Source organism: Streptomyces sp. (assembly GCF_035563135.1).
Classification (GTDB): Bacteria; Actinomycetota; Actinomycetes; order Streptomycetales; family Streptomycetaceae; genus Streptomyces.
On record NZ_DATMVN010000351.1, the window covers coordinates 1 to 14691 of the forward strand.

Annotated in this window: 11 protein-coding genes; 3 read left to right on the top strand and 8 right to left on the bottom strand. The window is 72.1% G+C overall.

Annotated elements, in window-relative coordinates:
* From hemW to lepA, 4 genes are all read right to left on the bottom strand, one after another.
* A partial coding sequence (gene hemW / locus VN520_RS15265) for a radical SAM family heme chaperone HemW (RefSeq protein WP_325747457.1) occupies window positions 1-1206 on the bottom strand: 1206 nt, incomplete at its 3' end.
* Window positions 1207-1217: 11 nt separating this feature from the next.
* Window positions 1218-3191 (bottom strand): ATP-binding SpoIIE family protein phosphatase, encoded by a 1974-nt coding sequence (locus VN520_RS15270; protein WP_325747458.1) that lies wholly within the window; start codon window positions 3189-3191, stop codon window positions 1218-1220.
* A 215-nt stretch (window positions 3192-3406) separates the two neighbouring features.
* The gene (locus tag VN520_RS15275) at window positions 3407-5296 is read right to left on the bottom strand and encodes a long-chain fatty acid--CoA ligase (RefSeq protein WP_325747459.1); all 1890 of its coding nucleotides are present in this window, start codon (window positions 5294-5296) and stop codon (window positions 3407-3409) included.
* A 348-nt stretch (window positions 5297-5644) separates the two neighbouring features.
* Window positions 5645-7519, bottom strand: a complete 1875-nt coding sequence (gene lepA / locus VN520_RS15280; RefSeq protein WP_325747460.1) for a translation elongation factor 4 — start codon at window positions 7517-7519, stop codon at window positions 5645-5647.
* 215 nt (window positions 7520-7734) lie between these two features.
* On the opposite strand from lepA, the gene rpsT reads away from it, so the two are divergent.
* Complete coding sequence (rpsT, locus tag VN520_RS15285) at window positions 7735-8001, top strand: 30S ribosomal protein S20 (RefSeq protein ID WP_325747461.1); 267 nt, start codon at window positions 7735-7737, stop codon at window positions 7999-8001.
* 241 nt (window positions 8002-8242) lie between these two features.
* Here rpsT and holA read toward each other — a convergent pair whose 3' ends face one another.
* Entirely contained in the window at window positions 8243-9232 is a 990-nt protein-coding gene (gene holA, locus VN520_RS15290; RefSeq protein WP_325747462.1) for a DNA polymerase III subunit delta, read from the bottom strand.
* A gap of 89 nt (window positions 9233-9321) precedes the next feature.
* On the opposite strand from holA, the gene VN520_RS15295 reads away from it, so the two are divergent.
* Window positions 9322-9567 (top strand): hypothetical protein, encoded by a 246-nt coding sequence (locus VN520_RS15295; RefSeq protein ID WP_325747463.1) that lies wholly within the window; start codon window positions 9322-9324, stop codon window positions 9565-9567.
* Between the two features lie 115 nt (window positions 9568-9682).
* On the opposite strand, the gene VN520_RS15300 is transcribed toward VN520_RS15295, so the two are convergent.
* A complete protein-coding gene (locus VN520_RS15300; protein WP_325747464.1) occupies window positions 9683-10501 on the bottom strand; it encodes an arylamine N-acetyltransferase family protein in 819 nt (272 codons plus the stop codon).
* A gap of 100 nt (window positions 10502-10601) precedes the next feature.
* Between VN520_RS15300 and VN520_RS15305 the strand changes: the two genes are divergently transcribed.
* Complete coding sequence (locus tag VN520_RS15305; protein ID WP_325747465.1) at window positions 10602-11057, top strand: pyridoxamine 5'-phosphate oxidase family protein; 456 nt, start codon at window positions 10602-10604, stop codon at window positions 11055-11057.
* Between the two features lie 86 nt (window positions 11058-11143).
* On the opposite strand, the gene VN520_RS15310 is transcribed toward VN520_RS15305, so the two are convergent.
* A complete protein-coding gene (locus VN520_RS15310) occupies window positions 11144-13777 on the bottom strand; it encodes a ComEC/Rec2 family competence protein (protein WP_414719853.1) in 2634 nt (877 codons plus the stop codon).
* Window positions 13774-14691, bottom strand: a 918-nt coding sequence (locus tag VN520_RS15315; RefSeq protein ID WP_414719854.1) for a helix-hairpin-helix domain-containing protein, incomplete at its 5' end; no start/stop codon positions are given. The genes VN520_RS15310 and VN520_RS15315, both read right to left, overlap by 4 nt.

Sequence of the window (14691 nt, forward strand, 5' to 3'; positions counted from 1 at the left end):
GTCGGCCAGCAGCCGGCCCCGCAGGGTGAGGACCGCCCGGCCCTCACCGTACGGACCGGGCTCCAGCAGCCCGTCCGCCACCGCGCGGCCGGCCGCCGCGAGGCCGGCGGGGGCGAGCAGCGACAGCGGACAGCCCTCGACGAGCCGCAGCTCCAGCAGGATGCGCTCGACCCGCCGGTCCTCGTCACCGAGGACCTCACGGCCGGCCCCGGGCGAACGGCCCTCGGCCAGGGCCTGCGCATAGGCCCCGGGGTGCTTGACGTTCCACCAGCGCACCCCGCCGACGTGGCTGTGGGCCCCCGGCCCGGCGCCCCACCAGTCGGCCCCGCGCCAGTACAGCTCGTTGTGCAGGCAGCGGCCCTCGGGCGTACGGGACCAGTTCGACACCTCGTACCAGGAGAAGCCCGCCGCCGCCATCGCCTCGTCGGCGATCAGGTAGCGGTCGGCGTGGACGTCGTCGTCCGTCATCGGGACCTCGCCGCGGCGGATGCGCCGGGCGAGCTGGGTCCCCTCCTCGACGATCAGCGCGTACGCGGACACATGGTCGGGTCCGGCGCCGATCGCGGCGTCCAGGGAGGCCCGCCAGTCGTCGTCGGACTCACCGGGGGTCCCGTAGATCAGGTCGAGGTTGACGTGCTCGAAGCCGGCCTCGCGGGCCTCGGCGACACAGGCCTCGGGCCTGCCGGGCGTGTGGGTGCGGTCCAGGACCTTCAGGACGTGCCGGCGGGCACTCTGCATGCCGAAGGAGACCCGGTTGAAGCCGCCCTCCCGCAGGGTCGCCAGATACGCCGGACCGACGGATTCCGGGTTGGCCTCCGTGGTGATCTCGGCGTCCTCGGCCAGCCCGAACTCCTCTCGGATCGCTGCGAGCATCCGGACGAGGTCTGCGGCGGGGAGCAGCGTCGGCGTACCGCCGCCGACGAAGACCGTGCGGACCGGGCGGGGATCGTCGCCGAGCACCTTGCGGGCCTGGCGGACCTCCTCGACCAGGTGGGCGGCGTAGTTGTCCCGGGAGGCCAGGGCGCCGCCGGAACCGCGCAGCTCGGTCGCGGTGTAGGTGTTGAAGTCGCAGTAGCCGCAGCGGGTGGCGCAGTAGGGCACGTGCAGGTAGAAGCCGAGCGGCCGGCCGGCGGCGCCTTCCAGGGCGTGGCGGGGCAGCGCCCCGTCGTCGGGCACGGGTTCACCATCGGGCAGTACGGAAGGCATACCGTCCATTGTCACTCGCCGGCGGAGCCGCCCCGCACATCCGCCTTTCCGTCCTGCGCGTATCCGTCGACCTGGAGCACGAGCATGGCCAGGTCGTCGTCCGGCGGCCGCTCGGCGAAGGCGTGGACGGCTTGCTTGATCCGGTCGGCTATCCCGGCGGCCGGGAGCCCCGCGCAGCCGGCCAGCACCCGGGCGAGGCCGTCGCCGTCGTCGAACATCAGCCGCCCGGAGCGCCGCTCCGTCACCCCGTCCGTGACACAGAGGAGGCTGTCGCCGGGTGCCAGGTCGAACGTCCGGCTGCCGTACGCCACGTCCTCGACGACTCCGAGCAGCACCTGCGGCTCGGCGGCCGGGCGTACGGAGCCGTCCGGGCGCAGCAGCAGCGGGAGCGGATGGCCGGCGCTCGCCACGGTGCAGCGCACACCGCCGCCCGGGAGCGGCACGAGGTCGCCGTACAGCAGGGAGAGGAAGCGGGACTGGGAGCCGCCCGGCGTCTGCGCGTCGCCCGGGATCTGCTGACCGCCCGCCGCCGCGACCATGAGGGCGGCGGCGTCGGCCGCTTCCATGGCGTCGTCCAGGAGGAGCCGGTTGAGCCGGTCGAGGACCTCGCCGACGCGATGGCCCTCCCGGGACAGCAGGCGCAGCCAGGGCCGGGCGAGCCCGGTGACGACGGCGGCTTCGGGGCCGCTGCCCTGGACGTCTCCGAGTACGAAGCACCAGCGGCCGCCGGGGCACGGGAAGAGGTCGTAGAAGTCGCCGCCGACCACCCCGTCGTCCCCCGGCTCGTACACCAGCGCGCTGGTGACCCCGGGGATCTCGGCGACCTTGCTGGGCAGCAGGCCGCGCTGCAGGATGCGGCTGATGGTGGCCTGGCGGGTGTAGGCGCGGGCGGCCCCCACGGCGAGTCCGACCCGGCGCACGAAGTCCGCGAGGAGGGCGGCGACCTCGTCGGGGATGTGGTCGGTGCCCTCGCGGCCCACGAGAACGGCGCCGAGCGTGCGCCCGCCCGAGATGATCCGGTGGGCGAGGGCGGCGCCCGTGCCGTCCCCGCGCGGCGCCGTGGCGCTTTTGGGCCACGGTATGGGGACGGGGCCGGTGCCGACGCTTCCGGGTAAGCGGAGCGGCTCCTTCTCCAGAGCGGGGCGCAGCAGACCGGTCCGGGCCTCGTCGCGGTGCCAGACCCCCGCGAGCCGGGGCACGGCCGCCGGGCCGCCGCCCTCGCTCTCCAGCCATATCGCACACCAGTCGGCGAGCCGGGGCACCAGGAGCGTGCCCGCCGTCGAGGCCACCAGGTCCTCGTCGAGCTGGCCCGCGAGCAGGCCGGAGGCCTCGGCGAGGAAGGACAGCCCGCCGCCCCCGGCCCAGCCCGCGTCGTCGCGCACGGCGTGCCCGGCCGCGGGGACGAGGATGCCACCGGGGCGCGGACCGCGTCCGCGGGAGGCGTCGTCGGCAGCCGGGGTACCGGGCAGCAGTCCGTAGTGGTCGTCGCCGGGGAGACGGGCCCAGACGGTCTTGAGCCCGGTGCGGTAGGTGATGCCCCAGGATTCGGCGAGGGTGGCCACGAGCTGGAGCCCACGGCCGTACTCGGCGGGGTCGGGCCGCTCGGTGCGGCTGTCGCGCACCGACCGGGCGGGATGGTGATCGGTGATCTCCAGCACCAGCGCGGCCGGCGCGGGCCCGGCCGAGTCCTCCAGCCGCAGGAGCAGCTCGACCGTCGTCCCGGCGTGCACGACCGCGTTGGTGACCAGTTCGCTGGCCACGGTCAGCGCGTCGTCGGTGAGCCGCTCGCCGAACTCACCGGTGGAGGGCAGGCCGAGCCCGGTCCAGTCGGCGAGCGCGGCCCGGACGAATCTGCGGGCCGCGGCCGAGGCCTGCGGGATCCCGGGCAGGCTCGTGCGGGCGACCGGACGGGGGTCGCCGCCCTGGCCTGCGACGACGGTGCCGGGGCGCTGGACGGTGTCCCGCTGCGAGGGGATGGGTCCCACGGTGCGGCTCCTGACGGTCTCGCGAAACGCCGCTGACGTATCCCGACAGAGTGACAGACAGGGCGTGCCCGCAAACACCGAGTGACGGAAGTGGCCGGAGCCGGCAGGAGACGGAGCGGGGCCGGTGGACGCTCGCGCACCCACCGGCCCCGCTCCGACGTGCCCCTGGACCGCTCCGACGTGCTCCTGGACCGTTCCGACGTGCTCCTGGACCGTTACGCCTCGCGGGAGCCCGCGTACATGTCGTCGATGAGGTGCTTGTACTCGCGCTCGACGACCGGCCGCTTCAGCTTGAGGCTGGGGGTCAGCTCGCCGTGCTCGATGTCGAGGTCACGCGGCAGCAGCCGGAACTTCTTGATGGTCTGCCAGCGCTGCAGGCCCTCGTTGAGGCGCTGCACATAACCCTCGATGAGCTGCACGGTCTGCGGCGACGCCACCACGTCGGCGTACGGCTTGCCGCCCAGCCCGTTCTCCTGCGCCCAGCTGAGGACGGTCGGCTCGTCGAGCGCGATGAGAGCGGTGCAGAAGTTACGGTCCGCGCCGTGCACCAGGATGTTGGAGACGAACGGGCACACCGCCTTGAACTGCCCCTCGACCTCCGCCGGAGCGATGTACTTGCCGCCTGACGTCTTGATCAGGTCCTTCTTGCGGTCGGTGATCCGCAGGTAGCCGTCCTGGGAGAGCTCACCGATGTCGCCGGTGTGGAACCAGCCGTCGGACTCCAGCACCTCGGCGGTCTTCTCGGGCAGCCGGTGGTAGCCCTCCATCAGCCCGGGACCGCGCAGCAGGATCTCGCCGTCGTCCGCGATCCTCACCTCGGTGCCGGGGAGCGGCTTGCCGACCGTTCCGGTGCGGTAGGCCTCGCCCGGGTTGACGAAGGAGGCGGCGCTGGACTCGGTCAGACCGTAGCCCTCCAGGATGTGGATGCCCGCTCCGGAGAAGAAGAGGCCGATGTCGGGGGCGAGGGCGGCCGAACCGGAGACGCAGGCGCGGAGCCGCCCGCCGAAGGCCTCGCGGATCTTCGCGAAGACGAGGGTGTCGGCGACCTTGTGCTTGGCGCCGAGCGCGAGGGGCACGGAGGCCTTGCCGGTGCGCCGGAAGTTGTCCTGCGACACGGTGGCGTACTCGCGGGCGACACCGGCCGCCCACTGGAAGATCTTGTACTTCGCGCCGCCGCCGGCCCGTGCCTTGGCGGCGACACCGTTGTAGACCTTCTCGAAGATGCGGGGAACAGCCGCCATGTAGGTCGGCTGGACCACCGGGAGGTTTTCGATGATCTTGTCGACGCGGCCGTCGACGGCGGTGACGTGGCCGACCTCGATCTGGCCGGACGTGAGCACCTTGCCGAAGACGTGCGCGAGCGGCAGCCAGAGGTACTGGACGTCGCCCGCGGTGATCAGACCGGTCGCCACGGTCGCCTTGGCCATGTACGACCAGTTGTCGTGCGGCAGCCGTACGCCCTTGGGGCGGCCGGTGGTGCCCGAGGTGTAGATGAGCGTCGCCAGCTGGTCCGGGGTGATGGCGGCGACCCGGTCGGTGATCGCGTCCGGATTCTTCACCAGGTGTTCGGCGCCCCGGGCCTCGAGCTCGGCCAGAGTGAGCACCCAGCCCGCGGGGTCGCCCTCCGCGGACTCGACTCCGGCCGGGTCGATGACGACGACATGCGCCAGTTCGGGCAGCCCGGCCCTGTTCTCCCGGGCCTTCGCCAGCTGGGCGGCGTCCTCGGCGATCAGGACGCGGCTGTCGGAGTCGGCCAGGATGAAGGCGGACTCCTCGGTGTTGGTGGAGGGGTAGATCGTCGTGGTGGCCGCACCCGCGCACATCACGCCGAGGTCGGCGAGGATCCACTCGACGCGGGTGGAGGAGGCGAGCGCGACGCGCTCCTCCGGCCGGACCCCCAGGGCGATCAGACCGGCCGCGATGGCATGGACCCGCTCGGCGGCCTGCGCCCAGGTGAGCGACTTCCATTCGTCCGGGCCCTGGCCGGAGGCGGCCGGCACCGGATAGCGGTACGCCTCCCCGTGCGGGGTGGCCGCCACGCGCTCGATGAAGAGAGTCGCCACGGAGGGCGGTCGGCTATCGATCAGGGTCTGTGTGTCGCTCACGACGTCCTCCGGGCCTGCGGCATTGCTACGACCGGCTCATGGGTGTTGCTGTGTGTATGTGCTGCTTCTCGTTCCCGCTCGGCCTGCTTGTTTAACTGGCGAGTAACTAACGGGTGGTGATCAGGGTAGAGCGCGCGGGACCGTCGCGTAAGGGGCAGCAGGCCGCCGCTTGATAACGAACCGGGCCCCTGCGCCGCGGAGGTCCGCGGCACAGGGGCCGGTTGGGCTACTCCCGGGTGCTCCCGGGTGCTCCCGGCTGCTCCCGGCTGCTCCCGGGAACGTACGGCCAGGTCGCCCCGGGCCGGACAGGGGCGGGCCCGTGGGCGGGGCCGGGAGACGGGCCGGGGCCTACTTCTTGCCCTTGCCCTCGCCGGCCGACTCGTCGGTCGACAGGACGGAGATGAACGCGTCCTGCGGCACCTCCACGTTGCCGACCATCTTCATCCGCTTCTTGCCTTCCTTCTGCTTCTCCAGCAGCTTCCGCTTACGGGAGATGTCACCGCCGTAGCACTTGGCGAGGACGTCCTTGCGGATGGCACGGACGGTCTCACGGGCGATGACACGGGAGCCGATGGCCGCCTGGATCGGCACCTCGAAGTTCTGCCGCGGGATGAGCTTCTGCAGCTTGGCGACGAGCCGGACACCGTACGCGTACGCCGCGTCCTTGTGCGTGACCGCGGAGAAGGCGTCGACCTTGTCGCCGTGCAGCAGGATGTCGACCTTGACGAGCTGCGCGGACTGCTCACCCGTGGGCTCGTAGTCGAGCGAGGCGTAACCACGGGTCTTGGACTTCAGCTGGTCGAAGAAGTCGAAGACGATCTCCGCGAGCGGCAGGGTGTAGCGGATCTCCACCCGGTCCTCGGAGAGGTAGTCCATGCCGAGCAGGGTGCCGCGCCGGCTCTGGCAGAGCTCCATGATCGCACCGATGAACTCACTGGGCGCCAGGACCGTGGCCCTCACGACCGGCTCGTGCACCTTGTCGATCTTGCCCTCGGGGAACTCGCTCGGGTTGGTGACGATGTGCTCGCTGCCGTCCTCCATGTCCACGCGGTAGACCACGTTGGGGGCGGTGGCGATGAGCTCCAGCCCGAACTCGCGCTCGAGGCGCTCACGGATCACATCGAGGTGCAGCAGACCGAGGAAGCCCACACGGAAACCGAAGCCGAGCGCGGCCGAGGTCTCCGGCTCGTACACCAGGGCGGCGTCGTTGAGCTGGAGCTTGTCCAGCGCCTCGCGCAGGTCCGGGTAGTCGGAGCCGTCCAGGGGGTAGAGCCCCGAGAACACCATCGGCTTGGGGTCCTTGTAACCGCCCAGGGCCTCGGTCGCCCCCTTGTTCAGGGAGGTGATGGTGTCACCGACCTTGGACTGCCGGACGTCCTTCACACCGGTGATGATGTAGCCGACCTCCCCCACGCCGATGCCGTCGGCCGGGGTCATCTCCGGGGAGGAGACGCCGATCTCCAGCAGCTCGTGGGTGGCGCCCGTGGACATCATCCGGATGCGCTCGCGCTTGCTGAGCTGGCCGTCGACGACCCTGACGTAGGTGACGACTCCTCGGTAGGGGTCGTAGACCGAGTCGAAGATCATCGCGCGGGCGGGCGCGTCCGCTTCGCCGACCGGAGCCGGGACGTCCCGGACCACCCGGTCGAGCAGGGCGTCCACGCCGACACCGGTCTTCGCGGAGACCTTGAGCACATCCTCGGGCCGGCAGCCGATGAGGTTGGCCAGCTCCTCGGAGAACTTCTCGGGCTGGGCGGCGGGCAGGTCGATCTTGTTGAGCACCGGCACGATGGTGAGGTCGTTCTCCATCGCCAGGTAGAGGTTGGCCAGTGTCTGCGCCTCGATGCCCTGAGCGGCGTCGACCAGGAGGATGGTGCCCTCGCACGCCGCCAGGGAACGGGAGACCTCGTAGGTGAAGTCCACGTGGCCCGGAGTGTCGATCATGTTGAGGATATGGGTCGGGCCCTTGTCCTCACCCTCGGTGGGCGCCCACGGCAGACGTACCGCCTGGGACTTGATGGTGATGCCGCGCTCGCGCTCGATGTCCATCCGGTCGAGATACTGGGCGCGCATCTGCCGCTGGTCGACCACTCCCGTCAGCTGGAGCATCCGGTCGGCAAGCGTCGACTTGCCGTGGTCGATGTGCGCGATGATGCAGAAGTTGCGGATCAGCGCCGGGTCGGTACGGCTCGGCTCGGGCACGTTGGTAGGAGTCGCGGGCACGCAGGGTCCTGATTCTTGAGACGCCGGACGCCGTGTCTCGGGTCGAAGTCGGGTCGGACGGATCGATACGTAGCCTCCATGGTCCCACGCCTGCGGGGCCGCGACCGGTTTGGGCCGGTCCGGAGGTGACTGCTACCGTGGGCAGCTGTGCCTCGTGGCCCTCAGAAGCGGCGTGGCGCACATAGGAGATCCAACGAACCTGAAAAGGCTCTTTCGTGGCGAACATCAAGTCCCAGATGAAGCGGAACAAGACGAACGAGAAGGCGCGCCTGCGTAACAAGGCCGTCAAGTCCTCGCTCAAGACCTCGATCCGCAAGGCCCGTGAGGCTGCCGCTGCCGGTGACGTCGAGAAGGCCACTGTGGCCGTCCGTGACGCCTCCCGTCAGCTCGACAAGGCTGTCTCGAAGGGTGTCATCCACAAGAACGCCGCCGCCAACAAGAAGTCGGCGCTGGCGCTCAAGGTTGCCGCCCTCCAGGGCTGAACCACTGATGTGATCGCCGGAACGGACTCAGCGGGCCCTCTCTCCCGCTCCTGACCGGCACCCCGCGTCGCACACCGAACCTGCGTTCGCCACGCGGGTGCGGCGCACCAAGCGTGAACCGAAGGCCCCGGCCGCGTCCTCCCCAGGACGCCGCCGGGGCCTTCGGGCGTGGCCCGTCCTCACGCGTGGCCCGTCTCGGGGCGTGGCCCGTCTCGGGGCGTGGCCCGTCTGCGGTCCGGGTTCAGCGGCCGCCGGAACGTGCCGCGCGGGCGATGGCGACCACGGCCTTCTCCAAGGCGTACTCGGGGTCGTCCCCGCCTCCCTTGACGCCGGCGTCGGCCGCCGCGACCGCGGTCAGGGCCGCCGCCACTCCGTCCGGTGTCCATCCACGCATCTGCTGACGGACCCGGTCGATCTTCCAGGGCGGCATGCCGAGCTCCCGGGCCAGGTCCGCCGGCCGTCCGCCCCGGGCCGAGGAGAGCTTGCCGATCGCCCGGACACCCTGGGCGAGGGCACTGGTGATCAGGACGGGGGCGACGCCGGTGGACAGCGACCACCGCAACGCCTCCAGCGCCTCCGCCGCGCGGCCCTCGACCGCACGGTCCGCGACGGTGAAGGAGGATGCCTCCGCCCGGCCCGTGTAGTAGCGGCCGACGACCGCCTCGTCGATGGTGCCTTCGACATCGGCGGCCAGCTGCGAGACGGCACTCGCCAGCTCCCGCAGGTCACTGCCGATGGCGTCCACCAGAGCCTGGCAGGCCTCCGGAGTGGCGGAACGTCCGAGCGCCCGGAACTCCGACCGCACGAAGGACAGCCTCTCGGCCGGCTTGGTCGTCTTGGGGCACGCCACCTCACGCGCCCCCGCCTTCCGCACCGCGTCCAGCAGCCCTTTGCCCTTCACCCCTCCCGCGTGCAGGAGGACGAGGGTGATCTCCTCGGCAGGGGCACCCACGTAGGCCTTGACGTCCTTGACGGTGTCGGCGGAGAGGTCCTGCGCGTTACGGACGACGACCACCTTGCGCTCAGCGAAGAGCGAGGGACTGGTGAGCTCCGCGAGCGTGCCGGGCTGCAGCTGGTCCGGGGTGAGATCGCGGACGTCCGTGTCGGCGTCGGAGGCGCGGGCCGCAGCCACCACTTGCTGCACAGCACGGTCCAGGAGCAGGTCCTCCTGGCCCACGGCGAGCGTGACGGGGGCGAGCGGATCGTCGGTGGAATTACGTCTGGTGGCCATCGTGGTCCAGCATCCCACGCCCCTGTGACAACGCTGCGGGGCAGCCGCCCCGGCGGAACGCGGATCCTGGCGTACCGGAGAATGAGCGGGTGAGCGAAGTGAGACACGTACTGGTGCTGCCGGACCGCGACACGGCCGAGGAGGTCGCCGGTGAGCTGCCCGACCGGTTCGGCGTCACCGAGGAACCGCAGCTCGTGCGTGATGCCCTGGCGGGCGAGGACGACGCCGAGGACGCCCAGTGGCTGGTGGTGGTGGAGGACCCGACCGCACGGCTGGACTCCGCGGCCCTCGATGCGTTCGCCGCGGAGTACGAGGGGTGGCTGGAGGCGCCGTAGAGGCGCACCGTGGGCCGGTGTGCGCAGGCGGTGCCGGCCCAGGGGGAACCGGAGGTCCGGACGGACGGTCCCCGGTGTTCAGGTTCTGCACATGCCGCACCGTTCGTGCCGCGTGTCACACGGCCGGGCCCGGGCGCACCGCGGGCAGCCGGGTGAGCACCAGGCCGAAGTGGTCGCGGTAGGCGGCCAGCACTTCGGCGTCGCCGCCCAGCTCGGTCTCGTGCCGTTCGCCCTGCACAGTCGTGATCAGGGTGCGGCCGCGGAGCGTCACCCGGCCGTCCCCGGTGCGCCGGGAACAGATGGGTGAGCGGGTGAAGTGAGAGTCCGGCGAGGTGCGGTGGTACCAGGAGCCGGCCCGGAAGTCCGCCAGCACCCGTGGCCGCGGATCCAGACGGAACTGCCGCGAGCCGTCGCGCAGCAGATCCAGATCTCCCTGTGGCGCCTCCCGAAAGCGGAATCCGCCGCAGGGATCGTCCTGTTCCGTGCGTGTGTCCAGTTCGAGCGGGTGCAGTGCGTGGTCGCCGAATCCGACATCGGCGAGCCACGGGCCGGTGGCGTCGTCGGTCTCCACGCGCAGTGCCACGTGGTCGTACGGAATGCCGAGGCGCCCGCCGTCGCCGAAGGTCCGTGCCTGGAGCAGGGTGACGCGGAAGCCGAGTTCGCGCAGCAGTGCGGAGAAGGCGCCGTTGAGCTCGTAACAGAAGCCGCCCCGGCGGTCCGTCACGATCTTGCCGACGAGCTTCTCCTCCTCCAGGACGATGTCCTCGGCGAGATGGATCGAGAGGTTCTCGAAGGGCACGGCCGTCAGGTGGCGGAGCTGTAGCTCGCGCAGTGCCGCAGCATCGGCGCGGGCGGGGCGGGCCGCCCCGATGCGTTCCAGATAGGCGCCCACCCAGGCGGGCGCGGAGGCCGGCTGCTGCGCTTCCTCGTTCATGCGGTGAGTCTGTCGCGGCGCACCGGGCGCCGCCATGCGTCCCTGGACCTAGGGCCGCCGACGGATGTGGCTGCCGCAGCCGCTGGCTAGCGTGTGGGCCATGACGGAACGAGAGCCGGCACGCGGCCCGGAACAGCGCAAGCAGGATGTACTCGATCGTCTGGAGAAGGACGAGGACGTATGGGTGGCGACGGCCTCTGCCGCCGGCGTCCCGTGCCTGGTGCCGCTGTCGTTCGTATGGGACCGGGGCACGCTGCTGCTGGCCACCCGGCGGACCAATCCGACAGCCGTCAACGTGACTCCGTCCGGACAGGTCGGAATCACTCTCGGGCACACCCGCGATGTGGTGCTGATCGAAGGGACGGCCGAGATCGTGGAGGGGGCGGACCTTCCCGCCGGATCGGGGGACGCGTTCGCCACGAAGCTCGCCTGGGACCCGCGCGGCCGCTCCGCATGGGTGTATCTGCGCGTCACGCCGTACACCGTGAAGGCATGGCGTGAGGTGAACGAGCTGGCGGGGCGCGAGCTGATGCTCGACGGCGCCTGGCTGGTCTGACGGCGGGTTCCGCCTCGGCGACGAGAAGCCTCCTGGCAGCGGAGGGCGGCTCGGCAGCGGGAGACGGCACCGGGTGTGCGTCGCGTTCATGACCTGCCTGCCGCCCGTAGCCCCGAACCGGCGCCCGCCACCGCGATCGCACCATGGATGTCGGTGCGCAGGACCTTCGCTCCCGTTGCTTCGAGTGCTTCGACCGTACGGGCCGCCGGGTGACCGTAGGGATTGTCCGTACCGCAGCTGATCAGCGCGAGCCTCGGGCGGACGCTGCGCAGGAGCGCGGCGTCCTGGTGGGCGGAGCCGTGGTGCGCGACCTTGAGCACGTCCACCCGGGGCAGTGCCGGATGGCTCCGCACCACCCCTTGCTGTGCCGGGGGTTCCAGATCGCCCAGGAGCAGCAGGGTCAGCCCGCCGGACCGGACGAGGAGTGTGACGCTGGAATCGTTGGGTTCCTCGGTGGTGTAGGCCGGTGCCGCCCCCGGCGTGCCGGCCGCGGGCCAGAGCACCTGCCAGTCGAGAGGGCCCGTCCGGCGTCGCTCCCCAGGAACGGCCCGGACCATCGGGACGCGCGCCGCCGCGGCTGTTCTCTTCACGAAGGCCGCCTGCTCCGGCGGTTCTTCGAGGGACGTGGTCTGGATCGCGCCGACCTCGCGCCCCCTCAGCACTCCGGGCAGGCCGCGCACATGGTCCGCGTGGAAGTGGGTCAGCAGGAGAAGGGGCACGCGGGTGATGCCCAGATCGCGCAGGCACCGGTCCACCAGGCGGGGTTCAGGTCCGGTGTCCACGACCACTCCCGCACCGTCCCCGGCAGCGAGCACCATGGCGTCCCCCTGCCCCACGTCGCAGAGCGCGAAGGCCCAGCCCGGTGGCGGCCATCCCGTCATGAGCCGGGTGAGGGGCGCCGGTCTCAGTACCGCGAGCACCAGCAGGAGCGCTGCCGCGGAACAGACCCAGGGGTGGCGGGCCAGGCGGCGGGCCGACAACACCAGCAGGGCCGTGAGGAAGGCCAGGAGTACCGCCCCGCGCCAGCCGCCCGGCCAGTCGAGCTCCGCCCCGGGAAGCGCGGCGCCGGTACGGGCCACGGACGCGATCCATCCGACCGGCCAGCCGGCGATCTCCGCCAGCCCTCGCGCCACCGGCATGGACACGGGGGCCGCGGCGAGCGCGGCGAAACCCAGGACGGTCGCGGGCGCCACCGCGAACTCGGCGAGCATATTGCAGGGAATCGCCACCAGGCTGACCCGCGAAGCCAGGATCACGACCACGGGCGCACAGACCGCCTGGGCGGCTCCCGCGGCAGCCAGCACCTCGGCAAGCCGTGCTGGGACACCGTGCCGCTGAAGAGCACCGCTCCACCTCGGCGCGAGGGTGAGGAGCGCCCCGGTGGCGAGCACGGACAGCAGGAAGCCGTAACTGCGGGCCAGCCATGGGTCGTACAGCACCAGGAGCAGGACGGCCGCGGCCAGAGCGGGGATCAGCGATCTGCGCCGGCCCGTCCCGATGGCGAGCAATGTGATCAGGCCGCAGGCCGCCGCGCGCAGGACACTCGGCTCGGGGCGGCAGACGATCACGAAGGCGAGGGCGACCCCGCCACCGGTGAGAGCGGTCATACGCAGCGAGATGCCCAGCCGGGGAGCCAGGCCACGGCGTTCGCTGCGCAGTGCCGTGCCGGGTGGGCCGATGAGGAGGAAGAGCAGGATCGACAGGTTGGCACCGGACACAGCGAGCAGATGGGTGAGGTCGGTGGCCTTGAAGGCGTCCTGCAGGTCGGGGGGAACCCGGGAGGTGTCGCCGACGACCAGCCCCGGCAGGAGAGCCCGCGCATCGGCGTCGAGCCCCTCGGTGGCCTCCCGCAGACCGGACCGGAGGTGCCCCGCGACGCGTTGGACAAGGGTGGGATCCTCGGTGACCCACGGCGGGTCGTCCGCATCGGTACCGAGGACGGCTGCGATGCGCTCGCCTTCATGACGTGGGGGCGCGAGCCGCCCACTGATACGGAGACCTGTCGAGGGCAGCAACTGCTGCCACCGCGCCGTCGCGTCACCCGGGGCGACCATGACCAGCACCGGCGTGCGGAGCTCGGTGACCGTGCCGTCCGGCGCGGTCACCCGATCGACCTCGGCGTCCAGAAGCAGTGATACGGGCGTGCTGTGGTCCCCCCGTACTCGCGGCCGGGTCTGCCGTGGGTCGGACGTGACGGTCACCTCCGCTTCCACCTGCGCGTACGACTTCGCCAGCCCGGGGACGGGACCGCTGCGGGCGTCCGCACCATGGAGCCCGGCTGCCGCAGCCCCGGCGGCCGCGCAGAGCAGCACACCTGCCGCAACCGTGGTGCGCGTGCCCATGCGCCGAGACGGCCTCGCCCTCCCCGGAACCCCGCCCGCAGCGCCTGCCCGCCCTGCTGGACCCGCCGGGCCCCCCTGCCCCGCCGGTTCCGCCGTGCCCCGGGCTGCTCGTGCCACGACCCGGTGTGTGGCGAGGAGGCCCAGACCGGCACATGCGCAGAGGACCGCCCCGGCCGCCACCCACCGGCCCGGCGCCCCCAGTGCCAGGACGGCTGCTCCCCAGGCCGCCAGGGCGGGTGGGACCAGCCGCAGATCGGCCGGAGCCTCCTGCCGCGGGTCGGCTGCCCCCAGCCGCCGGCCCGAATCCGTGTGGACGTCGGAGCCGTTCGTCGTGGGGGTGGCAGAACCGTTCATCATCTGGGCATCAGGGCCGCTCATGGCCTGACCAGCGGCCGGAGGTCCGCGAACCGGCGGTCTCCGATGCCGTTGACCTCACGCAGCTCGTCGACCGAGCGGTAACCTCCGTGCTCGGTGCGGTAGTCGATGATGTGCTGGGCAAGCACCGGCCCGACACCGGGCAGGGTGTCGAGCTGCTCGACAGTGGCCGTGCCGAGGCTCACCGGTGCCGCCGGCCCGGCGTGCCCCGGTGTGGTGCCGCCTGCCCCTGCTCCCCCCACGGGTGGCGCCGCGGTGGGCAGACCCACTGCCACCTGTTCACCGTCCGTCAGGACACGCGCGCGGTTCAGGCCGGTGACATCAGCACCCTCCCGGACACCGCCCGCGGCGCGCAGGGCGTCCGCGACTCGGGAGCCGGCGGGCAGATGCTGGATCCCCGGCCGGCGCACCTTGCCGCTCACATCGACCACGATCTGTCCGGCGGGTGCGGTGCCGGCCTGCGGTCCCAAGGCCGGGCCGGGCGTGCGGCCGGGCGACTGAGCGCTCACGGGTCCGGGCCCGCCCATCTGCACCGTGCCGGCTTCCGCCACTCGGTCGGGTGCGCGTACGGTCTCGGGGCGGGCCGACCAGAAGTGTGTCGCCGCGAATACCGCCGCCCCGGCCAGGACGACGGCGAGCGCGGCGAGCGCCCGTGGCTCCAGACCGCATCGCAGCTGCACCCACAGGGGCAACCGATCGCGCAGAGCGTGCCCGGCTTCTCGCCACCACCGCGGCCGCAGGGCCGGTCCGCCGGACACTCCGTGGTCGGGCGGGGGCGGCGGCCCGGTCTGCGGGGCCCCTGCGGAGCGCACATCTGACGCCGGGCGGGGCAGCGGGGCCGTGGCCCAGGCCGGGACCGTGCGGGCAGGTCCGGTCTCCTCGGGCAGCACCGCAGCTGTGCCCGCCCTCGCCGCCGC

What these genes read in the sequence shown, in the direction of transcription:
- holA (WP_325747462.1), bottom strand. Translation starts at nt 9,232, where the DNA reads ATGGCCACCAGACGTAATTCCACCGACGATCCGCTCGCCCCCGTCACG.
- VN520_RS15300 (WP_325747464.1), bottom strand. Translation starts at nt 10,501, where the DNA reads ATGAACGAGGAAGCGCAGCAGCCGGCCTCCGCGCCCGCCTGGGTGGGC.
- VN520_RS15305 (WP_325747465.1), top strand. Translation starts at nt 10,602, where the DNA reads ATGACGGAACGAGAGCCGGCACGCGGCCCGGAACAGCGCAAGCAGGAT.
- VN520_RS15310 (WP_414719853.1), bottom strand. Translation starts at nt 13,777, where the DNA reads ATGAGCGGCCCTGATGCCCAGATGATGAACGGTTCTGCCACCCCCACG.